Genomic DNA, 21,420 nt, shown 5'->3' with positions numbered 1-21,420 from the left:
ACGCAGCTTTCTCTTCCAAAAACAATATACCCTACAGTTTCACAACATTAGCTGCTTGTGGTCCACGCGCTCCATCTACAATGTCAAACTCTACTTGTTGCCCTTCTTCTAATGACTTATATCCATCTTGTTGAATAGCAGAAAAATGGACAAATACATCGTCACCATCTTCACGCTCAATAAACCCAAATCCCTTTTCTGCATTGAACCATTTCACTCTTCCTTGCATGTTCATTCCATTCCCTTCACTCTAAAAATCAGGGCATTCGCCCCATATTTTGACTATAACGAATGACAACATATGAAGTCAAAGAAGACTTATCGCCTTTTTATTATCCCTTTCGACAATGCCATATTAACTTCTACAAAGTGTCAAACTAGATACTTCTCTTGCCCCTCTTTCATATAACAAACTTCCGATTTGCCTAACTGTAATCCCTGTCGTATACACGTCATCAACGAGTAAAATATGTTGCCCAGAAAACATCTCTTCTCCCTGAAAATAAAAAGGATTGCTTCCTGACACCCTTTCTTTACGTGTCTTCTTACTTTGCTTTTCTGTTTCCCTTCTTCTTAATGATGGATAAGAAATTTTGACAGGCAAACAAGTTGCTAATAACTCAGCTTGATTAAAACCACGTTCAATTTCCCTTTCCTTACTAAGCGGAACAGCGATAACGGTTGAAACATTGGCAAAATGCTTTTGAAATAAATTTCGAAAAGGACGATAAAAAATGTGCACTAACTCTGCATCCCCCCGAAACTTAAACTGCGCTACTATTTCTTTCATCTCATCATCATACATATATAACGAACGGTTTTTAAAAGAACGATACTCCTCCTCTTTCATCCACCTTATACAATCTATACAAATACCGTCTTCTTGAAATGAGGCAGGAACAAATTCTAAAGGCCGCCCACATTCCATGCAAATTTCTCCTATAATATAGGAAAGTTTCTGCTCACATCTATCACATATATATTTTCTATGACACTTTACAAAAAAAGTGTACCAACTAATCTTTTCTACAAAATACTCATCACAAAGTAAACAATGCATTAATCAATCAATCCTTGTTCTTTCGCATTTTTATTCATACCTTGAATATGTTTTTTCGCGCGCACCATCGCCTCTGTCTTACCATAGTGAAAATAAATGACCTCTCCATACGGCGCTTCAAAGCTCCGCCCTGCTCGGCCCGCAATTTGTACGAGCGCACTTTCTGAAAATATTTCTTCTTCCGCCCCTAAAACTGCGACTTGCAAATTTTTCACCGTTACGCCTCGCTCTAAAATTGTCGTTGTAACTAATAATGGGATTTCTCCCTTTCTGAAAGCCGCTACTTTTTCTTTTCTCCCCGGATCTTCTGCATGTACACCTTCAATTCGATTATTTAATAGTTTTAACAACAAGCTTATTTCTTCTATATATCGCACATGGGGGACGAATAAAAAAATAGGGAAATTTTTATTTAAGTATGTTTGTAACCACTGTAGTAAAACTCGAGGAATTCTTTTATGCATGAGGTTTTTTTTCCAATTCCCACACCAACAAAATAAAGGAACTGGCAAAGGATGACGATGATATCGTCCAGAAATAATAACACCTTTTTGTTTACCTTGTTTAAGTTTTCGCTTCCAAGTTTCATCTGGAGTCGCAGTTAAATAAATACGCGCCGCTTTTTCTTTCATCGCTTGTTTTACCGCGTACTGTAACATTCGATCTGCACAATATGGAAAAGCATCTATCTCATCTACAACCATGACATGAAACGCCCTATAATAACGTAATAATTGATGCGTAGTCGCAACGACTAGTACTGCATCTTTTTCTTTATCCACACTCCCTCCATATAAAGCCGCTATCTGTATATATGGAAATACTTCTTGCAATCTCGGTGCTAATTCCAGAACAACATCCGTTCTCGGCGTTGCGATACAAACTCTTTCTCCTTTTTGAAGCGCTTCGTTAATTCCGTAAAACAACATCTCTGTTTTCCCAGCCCCGCATACAGCCCAAATAAAAAATGATTCTTTTTGCTTAATAGCCTCTATAACTCCTTGCGCCGCCAAATTCTGGCCAGTAGACAACGTCCCGTTCCACTGTAACAAGTTTAAATTCTTTTCTCTCTTTCTTTCAGCAATCCCGCGAACAAGTACAGCACATTCACTTACCCTCCCCATCGTTATACACTTCCGGCAATATGTGCACACTTTACTGCACCTTTTACATAAAAACGACGCAAATAGCCGCCGATCTACATTTCCGCAGCGTTGGCACATATATTTAGAATTCTTCTTTTTTACACCTTGTACACATACGATCTCTCCCTTCTTTTTCAAATCGTTTAATTCCCTCTGTAAATCTGAAGAAAGTTCTTCTAATAGCAACTGTTTCCCCGCTAGCATCAACAATCACCTCCAGCACTACTATAAACCTTTCTCATCATCTCGTAAAAACTCAAAAAAGCCGATAACCTACTTATAAAATAGTAAGCTATCGACTTTATACACATGTTTTATTCTTTTATAAATCCTAGAATCGACCGTATCCTAAGAAATGTTTTTGGTTATACGAACTGTTAATATCACCGTACGCAATTCCTTTATCACTAGCATGAATCATTTGGCCATTACCAACGTAAATACCGATGTGAGATGGACCTGCTTTATAAGTACCTTGGAAGAATACTAAATCTCCTGGTTGTGGGCTACTTACTTTTGAAACAGAATTCCAGTAACCATTAACGTCTTGACGACCTACACCAAAGATGTAAGAAATGAATCCACTACAATCAAAACCACCGTTTGATGGAGATGCACTTCCCCAAACATATGGCATACCTAAGTATTGCTTTGCCTTACCAATTACGCCCGGAGTCGGATTTGAATCTGGTGTTGGAGCTGGCTTTTTCTCTTCTTGTTTAGGTGCTTCTTTCTTAGGCTCTTCTTTTTTTGGTTCCTCTTTTTTAGGTTCTTCTTTTTGAGCTTGTCCACCATTGTTTGCTGGTGCAGCTTGCTCTGCAGGTGCTTGTGCTGGTTGAGCTTGCGCAGCTTTAGCAGCTTGCTCTGCTTGTTTTTGAGCAGCAGCTTCTTGTGCAGCTTTTGCTTGTGCTTCTTCTTCGGCAATGCGTTGTAATTGTAATGCTTGTTTCTCAAGCTCTTTCAATTGACCTTCCGTACTTGTCATTGAAGTTACAACTGTATCCATTTTACCGCTTAAATCGTTTACCGCTGTTGCTTTTTTCTCTTTTTCAGCGTCAAGTTCTTTCTTAGCAGTTTCAATTTGAGCTTGTGCTTCTTTTAATTCTTTTTGTTTTTCTTTTACCGTTGCAACATCTTTTTTCACACTAGCTTGGTCTTCTTGTTGTGTTTTCATGATATCTTCATCAGACTCAAGAATTTTAGAAACAGAAGTTAAACGATCAACTAAATCTGCAACGTTTTTAGAGTTTACAAGAACTTCTGTTACAACGTTTGTATTTGGTTGTTCTTGAAGTGCGACTAAACGCTTTCTTAATAGCTCTTCACGTTTTGCAATCTTTGTTTGTAATTCTGCAATATCTTTATTTTTCTTTTCAATTAATTGCTCAGTATCAGCAACTTTTTTCATTGTTTCATCAAGCTTTGCAGCATTCTCTTGAACAGATTTATCTAAACCTTGAATTGTTTTGTTTAAGTCATTCATTTGCTTTTGTAATTCATCACGTTCTTGTTGTTGTTTATGTAAAGTGTCATTTTGTGTGTTAATTTGTGATTTCACGTCAGAAATTTTATCTTCTGCAAATACATTTGGTGTTAGCCCAGAAAACATTAATCCTGCAACTAATGCACAAGATGCCATTTTTAGCTTTTTCATTTTATTTTTTACACCGCTTTCTTTTTTCTTTTTCCGTATATAACCTATAAAATTTATACCATAATTCGGGATTTTTTTTGCTAATGTTACGTTTTTGTAAAACAAATGTAATATTATATGTAGCTCTAGCGCAAAATGCGTATATTTTTGTATGTATGTGTAGAAATTTATATACTTTTCTCACTTCTATAAACAAAGAAAAAACGTAAGGAATTCCTTACGTTTTATTAAATATACGAATACAGATGAAATGCTACTTCATCCATTTCTCAGCCCAATTTTGGACCTCATCCATAACACTTTCTAACGCTTTTCCCTTGTCAGTTAAGCCATACTCGATTCGAACTGGTACTTCTGGATAGACATTACGAACTACAATGCCCTCGCTTTCCAATTCCTTCAAACGCTCTGACAACATACGATCGCTCATATTTGGGATAATATCTGCGATTTCTCTAAAACGTTTCGACTCTTCAAGCAAAGATTTAATAATTAAGCCAGTCCACTTCTTACTAAGCAGAGTAAAAGCTGACTCAAACTTTGGACATAAACAAGAATTATGCTCCATATGTTTCACCTCTCTTCCATTATAATATAGTTTCTTGTAAAAAGTAAGTTATAAAACTTTCCTCATTATTTTATTTTACGTACATTTTACCATTTCCAAATATTAACTTGTCAACTAAACGTAACATACCCGTAAAAAAACCCTCTTAAAAAGAGAGTTTTTTATATCTTTATTACTTCGTATACCATCCAAGACCTAATGCACCTTCACCTAAGTGCGTACCAATTACAGCTCCAAAATAACCTGTACGAATTGTGACGTGAGGATATTTTGCTTCTAATTCTTTCTTCCATTCATGCGCTTCCTCTTCACGTTGCGCATGAATGATAACTGCTTCCATAGGTACACCTTTACTTGCTTGCTCATCAAAAATTTCAATGATACGTTTTAATGCTTTTTTACGTGTACGAATCTTTTCAAACGGAATAATGATTTTATCTCTAAAATATAAAACTGGCTTCACTTGTAACAGACTGCCGATGAAAGCTTGCGCGCTATTTAATCGACCACCACGTTGTAAATGATGTAAATCATCAACTACAAAATAGGCGTCCATCGTTTTCTTCATTTCATCAAAACGAGCGATAATCTCTTTTGGATTCTTTCCTTCACTTGCTAACTTTGCACCTTCACGCACATAAAATCCTTGTACTTCACAACTAATTTCAGAGTCATACGTGTATACATCAATACCTTCTACCATCTGTCCAGCTGTTGTTGATGTTTGATATGTACCACTAATTCCACTTGATAGGTGAATACTAATAACTGCATCATAATCTTTAGCTAGTTCTTCATATAGCTCAACAAACTTTCCGATTGCTGGTTGAGAAGTTTTTGGAAGTTCCTCTTGTTCACGTACTTTCACATAAAAATCATCTGCTGAAATTTCAGCTTCTTCTTGATAAGATTCTGTTCCAAACACAACGTTTAATGGAATCATATATATATTGAGTTCATCACGAATTTGCTTCGGTATATATGCCGTACTATCAGTAACAATAGCTATTTTCATTTTCGTACCTGCCTTATAAAAAGTTTTATTTCCTAATTTTACACGAAAACTACAAATGGTGCATCCATACATGAAAATGCCGGTTGAAATTATACCTACCATCTCGACAAATTACAACAAAAAGATAAAATACTCACCAAAAACTTCAGCATATTTAGAAAAAATGTTTGAATATAAAAAGGCTCGCTTTTAAAATGGAAAGTACTAGTCATTTTGATAGATAGGGGCGTACACAAGTGCTATTACAATATTTTACAATCAAAGACTACGGCGAACACGAAATCGTCATTCAAAAATCAAGATTTATTTGTTATATTAGCCGAGCAACAACTGAGGAAGAGGCTCAAGAATTTATACAAAAAATAAAAAAACAACATTGGAATGCAACACATAATTGTTCCGCTTATTTAATTGGCGAACAAGATCATATTCAAAAGGCAAATGATGACGGTGAGCCTAGCGGTACAGCTGGCGTACCAATGTTAGAGGTACTAAAAAAACGCGGACTAAAAGATACCGTCGTCGTCGTAACACGCTATTTTGGTGGCATTAAACTTGGCGCAGGTGGATTAATTCGTGCATATGGAAAGTGTACAAGCGAAGGCATTAATCATGTCGGTGTTGTCCAGCGAAAACTAATGCGTGTGATGCAAACCGAGATTGATTACACATTACTTGGCAAAGTGGAAAATGAATTACGCAATTCAAAATATGCCATTAAAGATATTCATTATCTAGAAAATGTCACATTTGATACGTATGTAGAAGAAGACGGCAAACAAGCATTTACAGATTGGATGATTGAATTAACAAACGGGAAATGTACAATTACAGAAGGAGATATGTTGTACTTAGAACAAGATGTTATCTAAGAATAACCCATTTATCACCTTCAAAGATTAATGTAGTGAATTACTTCCCTACAAATGAACTAACGAACTAAGGAGATTATATATGGAAGAACGTTATTATCATCTCCAAAATAGCAGAATAAAAAAGAAGCGAAGAAGGAAACTTTTCTTCTTCCTTATTTTCGCATTTTTATTTGGCAGCATAGGAGTTTATGTGTTAAATTCTTACTCTTCTCTTATGGGGATGTATAGTGGTTTTACTCGTGAAAAATCGGATTTAAGAAACGAAGATGTAGAAATTACAAAGGAACCTTTTACAATTCTCATTATGGGTATAGAAGATTATGCGACAGATGGTCAAAATGGTCGTACAGACTCATTAATGTTTGCAACAGTCAATCCGAAAACTAAAAAGATTTCGCTTATGAGCATTCCTCGTGATAGCCGCGTTCCGATTGTCGGAAAGGGAAAAGAAGACAAAATTAATGCCGCCCATGCTTACGGCGGAGAGGAAATGGCAATCAAAACTGTAGAAGGTTTTCTAAAAGTTCCTGTAGACCATTATATTAAAATTGATTTCCAAGGCTTTAAAGGTATCGTTGATGCTGTTGGCGGTGTTACCGTTGACGTACCCTTCGATTTCTGGGAGCGCTCTGACGTGGATTACTACAAAAAAATTCAATTTAAGCAAGGACAGCAAAACTTAAACGGTGAAGAAGCACTTGCTTATGTCCGTATGCGAAAGCAAGATCCAAATGGCGATTATGGTCGAGCTGCTAGACAAAGACAATTACTGGCCGCTGTTGCCCAAAAGCTAAACTCCACCTCTACTGTATTTAAAATTAAAGATTTAACAGCTGTCGTTGGAAAATATATAAAAACCGACATTCCTATTTCAGACGGACTTGCTCTTTACAATAAACTTTCTGGATTTGATCCTTCTACAATGCAAACGTTAAAGCTTGAAGGCGAAGACAAAAAGATAGGCGGTATTTATTACTTCCTTCCAGATCCAATCAGTGTAGAAACGGTGCGTAACGAAATTGAAAAAGAATTAGGAGAAAAAGCAAAAAAACCAACTACAAAAAACAACTCAAGTCCTGATTCAAATTCTAATTCTAACGAACAAACAAAAAAAGCAACAAACCAAAATAAAACACCAACTGATCCGCCACCTTCTACAAATGCTCATGCAGAGTGGATTATGCGCAATCAGCCGTAACAAAAAGGCCCAATCTATGCGATTGGGCCTTTTTTATTTACTTATTAAAGTGCTGTAAAATTGCTTCTACAATACGCTCTGATGCACGACCATCACCGTAAGGGTTAGATGCTTTCGCCATCTTATCATGAGCTTCTTTATCTGATAACAGCTCATCAGCAAGACCAAAGATTGTCTCTTCGTCTGTTCCTGCTAATTTCAGCGTACCTGCTTCAATACCTTCAGGGCGCTCTGTTGTATCACGAAGAACAAGAACTGGTACACCAAGTGATGGAGCTTCTTCTTGTACACCACCAGAATCCGTTAACATTAAGTATGAACGAGCTGCAACATTGTGGAAATCAATTACATCTAGCGGCTCAATTAAATGAATACGGTTATGTTCACCTAAAATTTCATTTGCTATTTCACGAACAACAGGGTTCATATGAACAGGGTACACAACTTGTACATCTTCATGTTTGTCAACAAGACGCTTAATTGCACGGAACATATTACGCATCGGTTCACCTAAGTTTTCACGGCGGTGAGCTGTCATAAGTACAAGACGATCATTTCCAAGTTTCTCTAGTACAGGATGACTATATGTTTCTTTTACAGTCGTTTGTAGCGCGTCAATCGCTGTATTTCCTGTGATGAAAATACGTGACTCATCTTTATTTTCCTTCTGTAAGTTCGTTGCTGATTTTGCTGTCGGTGAGAAATGAAGATCCGCCATTACACCTGTTAATTGACGATTCATCTCTTCTGGGTATGGAGAATACTTATCCCACGTACGAAGGCCCGCCTCAACATGACCTACTGGAATTTGATTATAAAAAGCAGCTAAACTTGCAATAAATGTTGTTGTTGTATCACCATGTACAAGTACAATATCCGGCTTCGCTTCTTTCATTACTTTATCCAAACCTTCTAAACCACGCGTTGTAACATCAATTAAAGTTTGGCGGTCTTTCATAATATTTAAATCGAAATCTGGCGTAATTCCAAAGATACTTAATACTTGATCTAACATTTGGCGATGTTGTGCTGTTACAGTCACAATCGATTCAATTTTTTCTGGGTGTTTTTGCAACTCTAATACAAGAGGTGCCATTTTAATTGCTTCTGGACGTGTCCCGAAAATTGTCATTACTTTTAAACGTTCAGTCATGTGATTGCCTCTTTTCTTTCACTAATTACAGCTTCTATTATGACATATAAAAATATGCATGAGTACATCCCTTTTTAACGCATAACAGAAACTTTTCTATTACAAATACTTTTTCTTCCCACCGAGTAATAATCTATCTTTTGTTTCTTAACATCTTCATCAGTATAACAATTTCTCCCATCAAATAAAATAGGCTCCCTCATAAGTTGTACGTACTTTTCTAACGGATAAGTTTGAATATCTCCCCATTCTGTTACGATAAAAACCGCACTCGCATCTCTAATCGATTCATCTATACATCTACTATATTGTATAGCATCTCCAAATATATTCTTTACATATTGAATTGCTTTTGGGTCATAAAGAACAATATCTGCACCTATATTAATTAATGCTTCTATTATAATAAGAGATGATGCCTCTCTAATATCATCCGTATTGGGTTTAAAGGATGCGCCAAGAACTGCAATCCGCTTTTTATTCATGTTCATAACTTTTTTCGCTTTTTCAATCAATAGCAGCTGTTGCTTATTATTTACTTCAATAACTGCTTTTAACAAACGAAAATCATGAGCAACATTTCCCGCAATTTGTACCAGTGCTTTCGTATCTTTCGGAAAACACGACCCTCCGTAGCCAATGCCCGCATTTAAAAAAGATGCACCGATTCTCTTATCCATTCCCATCCCTTTGGCAACATCCAATACATTCGCGCCTACCTTCTCACATATATTTGAAATTTCATTAATGAAACTAATCTTTGTAGCTAAAAAGGCGTTCGACGCGTATTTAATCATCTCCGCACTTTTAATATCTGTAACATACGTTTCTAAGCATAATTGACTATACAAACTCTCTACTCTTCTTGCTACTTCCTTACTATCCGCTCCAATTACAATACGATCTCCATGAAAGAAATCATAAATACCTGAACCCTCACGCAAAAACTCTGGATTCGATACGATATGTACTGTATGCCTCCCTTTTAACTTCTCCTCAATCCATCCCTTCATTACATCATTTGTGCCTACTGGAACTGTACTTTTCGTAACAACAATAATATCGTTCGTCGCATATAATCCAATATCGTTACAAGCACTCTGAATATACGTTAAATCTGCCGTCCCATCTAATAAAGGTGGTGTTCCAACTGCAATAAATATAAACTCTACATCATCAAATGCCTCTTCTTTATTTGATGTAAAAGTTAAAGCATTATTCTCATATGCATAATTTATTAATTCATGTAATCTGGCCTCATAAATAGGTAAATCCCCTTGTTTTATCCGTTCAATTTTTTCATCATCTATATCAAAACATGTAACTGAATGCCCTAATTTTGCCAATCCTACTCCTGTAATCAATCCAACATATCCAGTACCTACTATCGTAATTTTCATTTCCTTTTCGCACAGGAATTTACAATAGAAAAGATATGAAATATAGAACTCTTCCTGTGCTTCCCCCTCTCATATTAAAAATGAGAAAACCCTTTTCCTTCTTCATTATATGAATTACTTCCCTTATTTTTTTTAAAGTTTTTGTAAAATTAAATGCACTATAAAGTAAAACTTAATCAGTGAGAATCAGGCTGCCAGTTCACGCGTGATAAATTCCCACATTTTAACACGAAACTTACTCATTTCTACGTGCAACACTTATAATACTGAAATAAAAGTATTCACTATTGAAGAAAAAGAGGAAATGTTACATTCCAAAGCCCAGTACGATTAACCTTCTTATATGATTCAACATTCTATATACAATTGTCATATATTCTATCCGCTTCCATTAACCGTAAAAAGAAAAAAAGATTGAATTCTAATCTTTTTGTGATACCATATGTTATGAGCCTGTAAATAAACATCATAATTTTCAGATAAATATATTTTCAAAAAAAAAATTACGTTAGACTATAAAGGGTGGGGTATTAATGGACTCACAAGTGATTTATGCCATTTTGGCATCTTTCATCACTGTACTCGTCGTTACTCCTTTAGTTATTAAATTAGCTTTTAAAATAGGAGCGACAGATAAGCCAAACGCACGTAAAGTGCACCAAAAGATTATGCCACGTCTTGGCGGGTTGGCAATATTTATTGGTGTAGCTGTAGGATTTGTTGTCGGCGGCTTATATGAACAAAGAATGTTATCGATAACGCTAGGTGCGATTATCATTGTAATCATCGGAATTTTAGATGATATGTACGAGTTATCTGCGAGAGTAAAATTCGGTGGACAACTGTTAGTTGCCATTATGATTGTAAAAAGTGGATTATTAGTGCAAGTATTATATATCCCATTCCTTGGGGATACTGAACTTGGATGGCTTGCTTATCCAATTACAGTATTTTGGCTTGTAGGTATTACGAATGCAATCAACTTAATTGACGGCTTAGATGGATTATCTGCTGGGATTTCATCTATCGTACTTGCAACGCTAGCATATATGGCCTTCACTAGCCCATGGGGTACTGGAACAGCTATTATCTTGCCACTTGCATTAATTATATTAGCAAGTACAATTGGATTTTTATTCTACAACTTCCATCCAGCAAAAATTTTCATGGGAGATACAGGAGCACTATTTTTAGGATACTGTATTTCTGTTATATCGTTACTTGGATTATACAAAAGTGTAACGTTATTCAGTTTTATCGTTCCAATTATCATTTTAGGTGTACCTATATTTGATACGATATTTGCAATCATCCGTCGTATCGTAAATAAAAAACCTATTTCAGCACCAGATAAATCACATTTACATCACCGCTTACTTGCAATGGGATTCTCTCATCGCAAAACGGTACTAATTATATACGCATTCGGTATTTTCTTTAGTGTAAATGCCATTATTTTCACTAGTGCAACGTTATGGTTATCCATTATTCTTCTTTTCGCTTTGATTTTCTTCACAGAAATCATCGCTGAAATAATCGGGCTTGTACATGAACGCTACAAACCAATCATTTCCTTTTATAAAAAAGTGAAAAAACGCGAAGACTAATTGTAGTATAGCCTTTTCAATTATGAAATATTCAAATAGCATCCTCTTTCTTATAAGAGGATGCTATTTTTTATTCTCATTTTATATTTCCAAAATATAGATTGTTTGAGAGTTCCTCTATTGGAGAAAGATATACATAATAAGAAAAGTATCAAGTTTTCTTTTTACATCTTGATTGTCAAACTGAGGGTGAATGTTATGATCAAGCGAGTATTTCAATGTATTATTTTATTTTTAACGATTACTATGTACGTATCATCTAATACTGAAGCAACAACTGTTATTCCTGCTGAATATCATCCAAATACTGAAACAACTTCTCCTACACAAAAAATTGCGTACTTAACATTTGATGACGGGCCAAACAAATATACTACACAAATTTTAAACATCTTAAAAGAAAAGAACGGAAAAGCAACTTTCTTTGTTATTGGCGGAAAAGTGCCACATTACACAAAAACGATGCAACGATTAATTAAAGAAGGACATTATATCGGGCTCCACAGCATGTCACATGATGTAAAACGCCTTTACACTGGTGACCCTTCCACTTTAATTGCAGAAATGGAGCAAACACAAAGCATTGTCCAGCAAGTTACGAAATTAAATACACATCTCGTTCGCGTTCCATATGGTAGTATGCCTTATTTAAAAAAGAATTACCGTGACGCACTTGTATCGGCCCAGTATAAAATGTGGGATTGGACGATCGATACATACGACTGGAAAAGCTATGACAATCCTTCTGCCATACTCGAAAGAGTACGTAATCAAAGTGATGAACAAGTCGAAGTCATTTTAATGCATGATTCGAGTGTAACCGTACAAATACTGCCAAAAGTAATTGATTATTTACAGTCACAAGGATACAAACTTCTTCCCTATAATCCTTCTTCTCATCTCAAGGTAAATTTTTGGAAAGACACAAGATTGTAACAGCTTTAGTGCCTATGTGCTAAAGCTGTTTTATTTTTCTCTTCCCACCCTTCCCATTTTTGTGTAAAATTTTAAATAGTGATGAAGTTTCGAGGTGAATAGAAATGAAACGAATAGATCTCATTTTTAACGCAATACAAAAAGGCAATTATACAGAAGGTGTAACCGCATCAGAACTCGCTACATTTCTGCAACTAGATCGCGCCAATGTAAGTAGCGATTTAAACAAACTTGTAAAAGATAAACGTTTATTAAAAACAAATACGCGACCTGTTCGTTTTTACATAGAAACGAACAGGTCGTTGGAAACGCATTCAAAAGACATAACTTCATTAGATACATTTGCAATTGAAAATACGAGCCTTAAAATTGCAATTGAAAAAGCGAAAGCTTCTATTCTCTATCCTCCAAACGGTATGCATACTTTACTACTGGGAGAAACAGGGGTCGGAAAGTCTATGTTTGCTTCTTTAATGCACGAATATGCAATTGAAGTTGAACAGCTTCCAAAAGATGCACCATTTATCGTATTTAACTGTGCTGATTATGCAAATAATCCACAGTTACTACTCGGGCAATTATTTGGGATTAAAAAAGGAGCTTATACAGGAGCAAGTGATCAAAAAGGGTTAATTGAAAAAGCACATGAAGGAATTCTTTTCTTAGATGAAGTACATCGCCTTCCTCCAGAGGGACAAGAAATGCTTTTCACCTTTATTGACCGCGGAGTATACCGCCGCCTTGGAGAAACAGAGAACGAACGTAAAGCACAAGTATTAATCATTACTGCAACAACAGAAGAACCAAATTCATTTTTATTAAAAACATTTACAAGACGTATACCAATGACTGTTACGCTGCCACCACTTCGTGAGCGTACACATAAAGAGCGCTTTGCTTTACTACAGCGATTTTTCACAAATGAAGCAATTCGTCTGCGAAAAGACATTCACGTTAGCCCAAATGCAATGCGTGCTTTCGTCTTTTACAATTGTCCCAATAACATTGGTCAATTAAAAACAGATGTTCAAATTGCCTGTGCGAAAGCCTATTCTGATTTGGTCACAAAGAAACGTGATTCTGTCTATGTTTCAAGTTCAGATTTACCTTGGTATATGAAAGAAGGGTTGTTCATTGAAAGGAAGAGCCGTCACTTATACCAAATACCAAATGAAACATTTGTATTTACAGGTGAGGAAGGTTGGAGTAATCATAAAACAGAAGATGAAAAACGCTCTTCTATTTACGATTATATTGATTATAAATACGAAGAACTTCAAGCACGTGGTATTGAAGAGGAAGAATTAGAATTACTAATAGAAAATGATGTTCAAAGCTTTTTCGTACAATATTTTAACCAAATATCAAAAAAAACAAGCCATGAAAATGTTTTTAAAATTGTGGATCGTAATATCGTTTCCGTATGTGAAAAAATAGCGGAACTTGCTGAAAAGCATTTATCTAAGACGTTTGATGAAAAAGTATTTCTCGCTTTAAGTTTACATGTACAGACAACTCTACAACGTTTACAAAGCGGAAAACAAATACATCACCCACAATTAAATCAAATTCGTACGAAATATAAAGAAGCTTTTTCCGTAGCTATGCAATGCATTCAACTACTGGAGGAAGAATTACAAATAACAATGCCTATTGATGAAGCTGGCTTTTTAACAATGTTCTTCGTTGTTGATCCAATTCCTGCCTCACAAACAGAAGTAAAAGTATTAATATTAGCACACGGTAATGGCATCGCAACTGAAATGGCAAACGTCGCAAACGAACTTCTCGGCATTGAGGAAGTAACCGGTATTGATATGCCGTTACACGAATCACCGAAAGATTTCTTGGAACGTGTGAAAGTGTATATGAAAACACTACAAAATGTAAATGGGCTTCTCTTACTTGTCGATATGGGGTCACTTGCTTATATCGGTGACATATTAGAAACGGAGTTTAAAATCCCTGTACGTGTTCTCTCGATGACGAGCACACCACACGCACTAGAAGCAGCTCGAAAAGCTCAGCTCGGTTATTCATTAGATGCGCTGTATGAAACAGTAAAAAATTTAACACCATTTTACTTAAACGTACAAGAAGAAAAGAAAAAACCTCTCTCTCCAATGAAATCTGTTATTTTAACAGCTTGCTTAACTGGTGAAGGAAGTGCTTTAGCTATTCAAAAAATGTTAGAGAACTATTTACGATTTGATAAAGACTTAATTGAAATTATACCAATTAGTATCGTCCATGAAAAAGATTTAACGAAAATGATTGAGAACATAAAAAAAGAGCGTAACATCATTTGTATTGTCACGAATTTCGATGTGCAAGTACCATGCTTAACATATCATTTCCAAGACATCGTAAACTACACAGCGATTCAGCCAATTCAAGAATTAATTACGTATGAAGAAACATATGCAAAAATGGCGGATATTCTTGAACAACAAATGCAGCGTAACGATGGAGCATTACTTATCAAAACAATTCGTTACGCATTAAATACAATTCAGGAATTAATTTCCTTACAGCTAACTCCTGATAGCTTAATGGGTGTTATTCTGCATATGAGCTGTATGGTTGACCGTCTTCAAAAAGGAGAAAGCCTTCTTCCTCACCCTGATAAAGAGAAAAGAAGACAAGATGAGTACTGGATGTATATGAAAGTAAAAAAAGCGTTGCAACCAATTGAAAATACATTTGAAATACAAATACCTGATGACGAAGTATTTTATGTTATGGACTTCTTTATTAAAAATCAGCCTGTGAAAAATTAATCGAGGCCGTTTTTAAAAATATCGACCGTAACGTGAGTTATATCAGCGATTTTCAAAATATATCGGCGTAACTCAGATTATATCAGCGATTTTCAAAATATATCGGCGCAACTCAGATTATATCAGCGATTTTCAAAATATATCGGCGTAACTCAGATTATATCAGCGATTTTCAAAATATATCGGCGCAACCCAGATTATATCAGCGATTTTCAAAATATATCGATTTACCGACAATAATCGCTAAAACTAGCACCTTATATAATGAGAAAAGGCTGTTCCAACATATGGACAGCCTTTTCCTCTATTTCTTTACTTTTCTAACTCGCCCTCTTATTTCTCCTCTTTTTTGTGATTTCGTATGGACATTAACATATACATTTGCCTGAATAATTTCTTGAAGTAAATGTACAAATGATTTCCCTTGTAAAGGTCCCTCAAAATCCTCCACATTCACTACACCAGTAATACTTCCCTCGTTCAAGCTAATCCCTTGCTCCAGTGGACCATACAAATATAAAACAACAGGACCAATTTGAGTAGACTTCCCTAAATGAATTTGACACGATGTAACCTTTTCTATATTTTTTAGTATTACTCTGTAATGCAATTTCGTTAAATCATCACTAAAAATAAACTCTGCTACCCCAAAAGCTTCTGTATTTACAGGAGGCACTTCCCTCTTACCTGTTAACCTGGCAAAGAAATGTGTTGTCATAAGGCATTCTCCTTATATAAATTTCCCAGCACTACTTCTACTACTTTATGGTTTAGACATAATCATTTATGACTTTTTCAATTTTAATTACAAAGAAAAGATTCACAAAATCTTTACATTGTGATTGTTCCTGTAGATTGAAAGTCTCTTGTATAATGCACATAGAAAAACATTATAGGAGGTTCCATTGAAAACTAACAAATACACTTTTCATACATTATTAGAGATTTTTCTCGTCTCATTTAAATTAGGACTTACTTCATTCGGCGGTCCTGTCGCTCATCTCGGCTATTTCCACCACGAATACGTGCAAAAAAGAAAATGGATGGATGAACGAAGCTATGGAGATTTAGTAGCACTATGTCAATTCCTTCCCGGTCCTGCCAGCAGTCAAGTCGGTATGGGGGTTGGATTATTACGGGGCGGTCTATTAGGAGCTATTATTTCATGGATTGGATTCACTTTACCGTCTGTGCTTGTTTTGGTTTTCTTCGCCTCATTCCTTAATCAGTTCGATCTTGGAAGTGCTGGCTGGATTCATGGACTAAAACTTGTAGCAGTCGCTATTGTCGCTCATGCCATATGGGGAATGGCGCGAAAGTTAACTCCAGATCGAAATCGTGCAACGATTGCGATTGTAACTGCCGCAATCGCCTTATTATGGCCAAGTAGTTGGACACAAGTCATCCTTATTATAATATGTGGCTTTATCGGTTGGTTTTTATATCGCAACCAACCAATTAGCCAATCTCAAAATATAAGAGTACCTATTTCAAAAAAGATAGCAGTTTCTTGCCTCGTCTTATTCTTTGGACTATTACTACTGCTACCAATATTAAGACCGTTCTCTTATTACATCGCTTTATTTGACAGTTTCTATCGCTCTGGCGCACTTGTATTTGGAGGAGGACACGTCGTGCTGCCCCTTCTTGAAGGTGAGTTCGTACAAAACGGAATGATGACGAAAGAACAGTTCCTAGCTGGATACGGATTAACACAAGCAGTACCAGGACCACTATTTACATTCGCCTCTTATATAGGAGCAGTGTTAAACGGGACGCTTGGGGCAATAATCGCAACAATTGCGATTTTCCTCCCTGCTTTCTTACTCGTTATTGGTGTTTTACCATTTTGGAACAATGTGAGAAAAATATCATTCATACAAGGCGCACTACTTGGTGTTAACGCCGCAGTTGTTGGTATTTTAATTGCCGCTTTTTACGATCCCATTTGGACGAGTACAATTATAAATGCTTCAGATTTCGTTTTCGCTTCGCTTCTTTTTTGCTTACTAGCTTTTTGGAAAGCACCGCCTTGGGTTATCGTTATACTTGGAGCTTTTGGCGGATATATTCTATCCATTTTGTAAATAAAAAACGACGGCATGATGTAGCCGTCGTTTTTCTATTAAAACTTCACAAGTTCTATCCCTTCAGGCAACTCACTCTCTGTTAAAATACGCAATTCCTTCACACGATCCATTACGTAAGAAGAACGCTTCACAAGCTCTGGATCAATATAAGCTGGATGAACCATAATTTCTACCGTTTGTTCACCTTGTACTCTTTCTTTTAACTTCACAAAGTAATCTTCCGTCACACCATCCGCATAAAAGTCACTGTAAAATACATCAGAAAATGGATGCACCGCTCTATCTTCCCCACAACGACGAATTGGAACATTATATTTAGCTGCTAATCTCTCAAGAACATCGTGTAAGATCGGTAATCCGTGTACATGATGATGACTATCTAAATGAGTTGGTGTTAATCCGTAAGATAGGAATTTCTCAATTTGAGCAGTCCACTCTCTCTCAACTTCTTCTGGATTTATATTCCCTTCCCTTACAACACTTTGTTTATGAAACGATCCGTCGCTACCTACAAGTGATGGTACGTCTCCAAGAAGTGGCTCCCCTGCTGTTAATACGAGATGTACGCCTACTCCGAGTAGGTTATACTCTTTCGCTAAGCGTACCGCATGCTCTGTTCCTGGCATATTCATCATCATCGTCGTTGAATTTACAAGTCCATTTATATGACCATCAATAATGCCGTAATTTGTACCTTCTGTAAGACCGAAATCATCTGCATTTACAATTAACTTAATCATCATAATACCTCCTAATAGAATAAAAAAAGCGGGCTAAATAGCGCCGCTTTTACTTCTCTACCTTTTTAAAGAACTGTGGAAGATACTCTTTATGTGCTTCCAACATTTCATCTAAAATTTGTTTTGCAACTTTATCTGATGGTACAAGCGGATTGATTGTCATAGCAAGCAGCGCCTTATGATAATCCCCTGTAACAGCAGCTTCAATTGTTGTGCGCTCGAATGATTTAATTTGTTGTACTAAACCGCGAACTGGTACTGGAAGATCTCCAACTGCAATTGGTTTTGGGCCTTCTTTCGTAATAATACAGTTCACTTCAACAGCTGAATCATGTGGTAAGCTTGCAATTGTTCCGTTGTTTCGTGTATTAACAGGCTGGATATCACCTTTATTATTGTAAATAGACGTAATTAAGCTACATGCTGCATCACTATAATAAGCTCCGCCACGTTTTTCTAATTGTGGTGGTTTAATATCTAAATTCGGGTCTTTATATAACTCAAATAAATCATTTTCTAATTGTTTTACTACTTCTGCACGTGTACCTTTTTCAACAGAAGCTTCTTTTTCTTCTTCTAACATTTCACGTGTTTTGTAGTAGTAACGATGGTATGGACATGGAATCGCACGAAGTCCTCGAATAAAGTCTGGCTCCCAGTTAAGCGCTGCGATATTTTCCATCGTAATTTGTTTTTCTGGATCTGTCACAAGCTCTAACACACGGTCCATTACACTTACGCCATCTAAGTATACATCTAGTCCGTATACCATATGATTTAAACCTGCGAAATCAACGTGAACACGACTCGCATCTACTTCAAGTAATCTTGCAAGACCCATACGAATTCCGATTGGAACGTTACATAGACCAACTACTCTTTGAATATTTGTATAACGAAGAACTGCCTCTGTTACCATACCAGCTGGATTTGCAAAGTTAATTAACCATGCATTCGGACAGAGCTCCTCCATATCTTTACAAATATCTAAAATAACAGGAATCGTTCTCAACGCTTTAAATAAACCACCAGGACCATTTGTTTCCTGACCGATTACATCATATTTTAATGGGATTGCTTCATCTTTTGCACGTGCTTCTAATAAACCAACGCGAAGTTGTGTTGTTACGAAGTCTGCATCTTTTAATGCCTCACGGCGATCAAGTGTTAAATGTACCTCGATTGGTAAACCTGATTTTTTCACCATACGTTTCGCTAAGTTACCAACTATTTCCAACTTTTCTTTTCCTGCCTCAATATCTACTAACCAAATTTCACGAACAGGAAGCTCATCATAACGCTTAATAAATCCTTCAATTAACTCTGGTGTATAACTAGATCCACCGCCGATTGTAGCAATTTTAATTCCAGTCATGCTTTATTCCCCTTTCGCTTCAAGCTTTTTATAAAGATCGATAAACTCTGCTGCTAATTCTTTCACTGTAATCGCATTCATTAAATGATCTTGTGCGTGAATTAAAAGAACACTAACCTCTGTTTTTTCTCCTCTTGCTTCTGATTGTATGAGCTCTGTTTGGAAATGATGCGCTTCATTAATCGCTTCTTTCGCCTTTACCATCGCTTCATCTGCTTCTACCATTTTCCCCTGTTTGGCAAATTGAAGTGCCTCCATCGCAAAGCTTCGTGCGTTACCACTATTTAAAATCAATTGGAATGGAATTTGTTCTGCTGTAGTCATCATAATTACCGCCCTCTCTATAAGGTTCAACCGATTTAAATACCCCTTCAGTTTGAACATGTCTATTAAATTATTATTTTATGAATGATAGTTTGGTGTTCTTGTAGATGAGTATCATCTTTTTGAACATGATATAAAGGTAATTATTCTGACGAGCTATAGGAACTCGCCAGAATAATATTTTTTAAAGTGATACTGAATTGTCGCTTCCTTTTGTTTCAGCTTTTGCAGCCTGTACATAAGTACGGTCACACATTAATACGAATGGATAGTAAATTACTACCGCAATAGCAAAGTTCACCACTTGTAGTGCTGCACCAGCGATGCTTCCGCCCGATACAAGATAACCACTAAAGATTGGTGGCATTGTCCATGGAACTAACGCAACTGTTTTTGGTACCCATCCTAAAGTGATTGCTGTATAAGAAGTAATAACTAATACAACTGGTGTAAGTACGAACGGGATAATTAACGTTGGGTTTAATACAATTGGCGTACCGAAAATAACTGGTTCGTTAATATTAAAGAAACCAGGACCGATAGATACACGGCCTACACCGCGAAGCTGCGCACTTTTCGCTACAAGCATTACTGCCACTAAGAATGCTAACGTTGCACCCGATCCCCCGATATATACGTATACATCAAAGAATGGTTTTGTGAAGATATGCGGTACGTCATATGCAGACATACCATCATTAAATAATTTCATATTTTTCTCTAATGCTGGTAAATAGATTGGGTCAATAATCCCCCCAATAATATTTGGACCATGTAATCCGAAGAACCATAATACGTGAATAAGTAGAGCAATAATAATTGCACTTGGTAATGTACCCGCTAAACCTTGTAATGGTAATTGAATTGTTTCAAATACCATTTTATGAATGCTTGTTCCCGCAAGTTTCACAGCTAATTGAATACCTGCTGTTACAATCAAAATAACGAATGCTGGAACTAACGCTGCGAATGATTTCATTACTGCCGGTGGAACACCATCTGGCATTTTAATTGTAATATCCCTTTGAACAAAGAATCTAAACACTTCTGTTACAAGAAGAGCCACTATAATGGAAACGAATAGACCTTGTGCCCCTGTCCACGCTAAATCAATACCGCCTTCTTTTGGCGTTGTCGGAGAAATAATAATTAATGCACCGAATGTAATGATTGCTGCTGACAACGCATCGACGCCGTAAGATTTCGCTAAATTGTAACTTATCCCAACTGCGACTATGAGGGCGAGTATAGCAAAGGAACCAGTCCACATACCGCCACCGACATCTTTCCAAGCGTCACCAAATGTGCCCTTCATAAAGTTTTGGAAAGCATCAATTGGTAAGTTATTTATAAGTACTGCAAATGATCCAACTAAAATAAGAGGCATAACTGCGATAAATCCGTCACGGATTGCAACTAAGTGGCGCTGCGATCCAATTCTACCTGCGACTGGAACTAAATATTTCTCCATAAATGCAATAAACTTTTGCATTTCGCTTC

At 36.4% G+C, this 21,420-nt stretch carries 19 protein-coding genes; 6 read left to right on the top strand and 13 right to left on the bottom strand.

Annotation, left to right across the window (positions count from 1 at the left end):
• Window positions 1-31: 31 nt before the first annotated feature.
• The 6 genes from cspC to HFD78_RS09495 all read right to left on the bottom strand — a co-directional run bounded on the left by cspC (window position 32) and on the right by HFD78_RS09495 (window position 5,442).
• Window positions 32-229: a cold shock protein CspC gene (gene cspC / locus HFD78_RS09520; RefSeq protein ID WP_001990088.1), complete on the bottom strand. Its 198-nt coding sequence runs from the start codon at window positions 227-229 to the stop codon at window positions 32-34.
• 126 nt (window positions 230-355) lie between these two features.
• A complete protein-coding gene (locus tag HFD78_RS09515; RefSeq protein WP_044584983.1) occupies window positions 356-1,060 on the bottom strand; it encodes a ComF family protein in 705 nt (234 codons plus the stop codon).
• Window positions 1,060-2,409: an ATP-dependent helicase ComFA gene (comFA, locus tag HFD78_RS09510; protein ID WP_044584984.1), complete on the bottom strand. Its 1,350-nt coding sequence runs from the start codon at window positions 2,407-2,409 to the stop codon at window positions 1,060-1,062. Before comFA ends, HFD78_RS09515 begins: the two co-directional genes overlap by 1 nt.
• 127 nt (window positions 2,410-2,536) lie before the next feature.
• Window positions 2,537-3,964 (bottom strand): C40 family peptidase, encoded by a 1,428-nt coding sequence (locus tag HFD78_RS09505; RefSeq protein WP_044584985.1) that lies wholly within the window; start codon window positions 3,962-3,964, stop codon window positions 2,537-2,539.
• Between the two features lie 148 nt (window positions 3,965-4,112).
• On the bottom strand, window positions 4,113-4,427 hold the full coding sequence (locus tag HFD78_RS09500) for a winged helix-turn-helix transcriptional regulator (RefSeq protein ID WP_000400857.1): 315 nt from the start codon (window positions 4,425-4,427) through the stop codon (window positions 4,113-4,115).
• A gap of 172 nt (window positions 4,428-4,599) precedes the next feature.
• Entirely contained in the window at window positions 4,600-5,442 is an 843-nt protein-coding gene (locus tag HFD78_RS09495) for a DegV family protein (RefSeq protein WP_002103834.1), read from the bottom strand.
• A gap of 236 nt (window positions 5,443-5,678) precedes the next feature.
• On the opposite strand from HFD78_RS09495, the gene HFD78_RS09490 reads away from it, so the two are divergent.
• Entirely contained in the window at window positions 5,679-6,314 is a 636-nt protein-coding gene (locus tag HFD78_RS09490; protein ID WP_000926665.1) for a YigZ family protein, read from the top strand.
• An 82-nt stretch (window positions 6,315-6,396) separates the two neighbouring features.
• Window positions 6,397-7,515 carry an LCP family protein gene (locus HFD78_RS09485; RefSeq protein ID WP_000392785.1) on the top strand — a complete coding sequence of 373 codons (1,119 nt, stop codon included), beginning with the start codon at window positions 6,397-6,399 and terminating at the stop codon, window positions 7,513-7,515.
• A 37-nt stretch (window positions 7,516-7,552) separates the two neighbouring features.
• Here HFD78_RS09485 and wecB read toward each other — a convergent pair whose 3' ends face one another.
• The gene (gene wecB / locus HFD78_RS09480) at window positions 7,553-8,668 is read right to left on the bottom strand and encodes a non-hydrolyzing UDP-N-acetylglucosamine 2-epimerase (protein WP_000140145.1); all 1,116 of its coding nucleotides are present in this window, start codon (window positions 8,666-8,668) and stop codon (window positions 7,553-7,555) included.
• Between the two features lie 74 nt (window positions 8,669-8,742).
• The gene (locus HFD78_RS09475; protein WP_000704920.1) at window positions 8,743-10,068 is read right to left on the bottom strand and encodes a UDP-glucose dehydrogenase family protein; all 1,326 of its coding nucleotides are present in this window, start codon (window positions 10,066-10,068) and stop codon (window positions 8,743-8,745) included.
• Window positions 10,069-10,601: 533 nt separating this feature from the next.
• On the opposite strand from HFD78_RS09475, the gene HFD78_RS09470 reads away from it, so the two are divergent.
• The 3 genes from HFD78_RS09470 to HFD78_RS09460 all read left to right on the top strand — a co-directional run bounded on the left by HFD78_RS09470 (window position 10,602) and on the right by HFD78_RS09460 (window position 15,391).
• The gene (locus HFD78_RS09470) at window positions 10,602-11,675 is read left to right on the top strand and encodes a glycosyltransferase family 4 protein (protein WP_000378319.1); all 1,074 of its coding nucleotides are present in this window, start codon (window positions 10,602-10,604) and stop codon (window positions 11,673-11,675) included.
• Between the two features lie 198 nt (window positions 11,676-11,873).
• Entirely contained in the window at window positions 11,874-12,611 is a 738-nt protein-coding gene (locus HFD78_RS09465) for a polysaccharide deacetylase family protein (RefSeq protein ID WP_000597152.1), read from the top strand.
• A 104-nt stretch (window positions 12,612-12,715) separates the two neighbouring features.
• Window positions 12,716-15,391 carry a sigma-54-dependent transcriptional regulator gene (locus HFD78_RS09460; protein ID WP_098005517.1) on the top strand — a complete coding sequence of 892 codons (2,676 nt, stop codon included), beginning with the start codon at window positions 12,716-12,718 and terminating at the stop codon, window positions 15,389-15,391.
• A 304-nt stretch (window positions 15,392-15,695) separates the two neighbouring features.
• Here HFD78_RS09460 and exsM read toward each other — a convergent pair whose 3' ends face one another.
• The gene (exsM, locus tag HFD78_RS09455; protein WP_000207046.1) at window positions 15,696-16,109 is read right to left on the bottom strand and encodes an exosporium regulatory protein ExsM; all 414 of its coding nucleotides are present in this window, start codon (window positions 16,107-16,109) and stop codon (window positions 15,696-15,698) included.
• Window positions 16,110-16,296: 187 nt separating this feature from the next.
• Here exsM and HFD78_RS09450 point away from each other — a divergent pair, with 187 nt between their 5' ends.
• Window positions 16,297-17,478, top strand: a complete 1,182-nt coding sequence (locus HFD78_RS09450; protein WP_000856213.1) for a chromate transporter — start codon at window positions 16,297-16,299, stop codon at window positions 17,476-17,478.
• Between the two features lie 38 nt (window positions 17,479-17,516).
• On the opposite strand, the gene chbG is transcribed toward HFD78_RS09450, so the two are convergent.
• The 4 genes from chbG to celB all read right to left on the bottom strand — a co-directional run bounded on the left by chbG (window position 17,517) and on the right by celB (window position 21,412).
• Entirely contained in the window at window positions 17,517-18,221 is a 705-nt protein-coding gene (chbG, locus tag HFD78_RS09445) for a chitin disaccharide deacetylase (protein WP_000593488.1), read from the bottom strand.
• A gap of 49 nt (window positions 18,222-18,270) precedes the next feature.
• Window positions 18,271-19,596: a 6-phospho-beta-glucosidase gene (celF, locus tag HFD78_RS09440; protein ID WP_000145762.1), complete on the bottom strand. Its 1,326-nt coding sequence runs from the start codon at window positions 19,594-19,596 to the stop codon at window positions 18,271-18,273.
• A gap of 3 nt (window positions 19,597-19,599) precedes the next feature.
• The gene (locus HFD78_RS09435) at window positions 19,600-19,923 is read right to left on the bottom strand and encodes a PTS lactose/cellobiose transporter subunit IIA (RefSeq protein ID WP_000989059.1); all 324 of its coding nucleotides are present in this window, start codon (window positions 19,921-19,923) and stop codon (window positions 19,600-19,602) included.
• A gap of 181 nt (window positions 19,924-20,104) precedes the next feature.
• On the bottom strand, window positions 20,105-21,412 hold the full coding sequence (celB, locus tag HFD78_RS09430; protein ID WP_001168848.1) for a PTS cellobiose transporter subunit IIC: 1,308 nt from the start codon (window positions 21,410-21,412) through the stop codon (window positions 20,105-20,107).
• Between the last annotated feature and the right edge of the window lie 8 nt (window positions 21,413-21,420).

It is taken from the genome of Bacillus sp. EKM501B, assembly GCF_011800505.1.
In the GTDB taxonomy this organism is placed as follows: domain Bacteria; phylum Bacillota; class Bacilli; order Bacillales; family Bacillaceae_G; genus Bacillus_A; species Bacillus_A cereus.
Note: the sequence above shows the minus strand (reverse complement) of the source record. Positions and strands in the feature narration are given on the sequence as shown.

Excerpts from the sequence above, each read along its gene's own strand:
- cspC (WP_001990088.1), bottom strand. The coding sequence starts at position 229 with ATGCAAGGAAGAGTGAAATGGTTCAATGCAGAAAAGGGATTTGGGTTT.
- HFD78_RS09515 (WP_044584983.1), bottom strand. The coding sequence starts at position 1,060 with ATGCATTGTTTACTTTGTGATGAGTATTTTGTAGAAAAGATTAGTTGG.
- comFA (WP_044584984.1), bottom strand. The coding sequence starts at position 2,409 with ATGCTAGCGGGGAAACAGTTGCTATTAGAAGAACTTTCTTCAGATTTA.
- HFD78_RS09500 (WP_000400857.1), bottom strand. The coding sequence starts at position 4,427 with ATGGAGCATAATTCTTGTTTATGTCCAAAGTTTGAGTCAGCTTTTACT.
- HFD78_RS09495 (WP_002103834.1), bottom strand. The coding sequence starts at position 5,442 with ATGAAAATAGCTATTGTTACTGATAGTACGGCATATATACCGAAGCAA.
- HFD78_RS09485 (WP_000392785.1), top strand. The coding sequence starts at position 6,397 with ATGGAAGAACGTTATTATCATCTCCAAAATAGCAGAATAAAAAAGAAG.
- wecB (WP_000140145.1), bottom strand. The coding sequence starts at position 8,668 with ATGACTGAACGTTTAAAAGTAATGACAATTTTCGGGACACGTCCAGAA.
- HFD78_RS09475 (WP_000704920.1), bottom strand. The coding sequence starts at position 10,068 with ATGAAAATTACGATAGTAGGTACTGGATATGTTGGATTGATTACAGGA.
- HFD78_RS09470 (WP_000378319.1), top strand. The coding sequence starts at position 10,602 with ATGGACTCACAAGTGATTTATGCCATTTTGGCATCTTTCATCACTGTA.
- HFD78_RS09465 (WP_000597152.1), top strand. The coding sequence starts at position 11,874 with ATGATCAAGCGAGTATTTCAATGTATTATTTTATTTTTAACGATTACT.
- HFD78_RS09460 (WP_098005517.1), top strand. The coding sequence starts at position 12,716 with ATGAAACGAATAGATCTCATTTTTAACGCAATACAAAAAGGCAATTAT.
- exsM (WP_000207046.1), bottom strand. The coding sequence starts at position 16,109 with ATGACAACACATTTCTTTGCCAGGTTAACAGGTAAGAGGGAAGTGCCT.
- chbG (WP_000593488.1), bottom strand. The coding sequence starts at position 18,221 with ATGATTAAGTTAATTGTAAATGCAGATGATTTCGGTCTTACAGAAGGT.
- celF (WP_000145762.1), bottom strand. The coding sequence starts at position 19,596 with ATGACTGGAATTAAAATTGCTACAATCGGCGGTGGATCTAGTTATACA.
- HFD78_RS09435 (WP_000989059.1), bottom strand. The coding sequence starts at position 19,923 with ATGATGACTACAGCAGAACAAATTCCATTCCAATTGATTTTAAATAGT.
- celB (WP_001168848.1), bottom strand. The coding sequence starts at position 21,412 with ATGCAAAAGTTTATTGCATTTATGGAGAAATATTTAGTTCCAGTCGCA.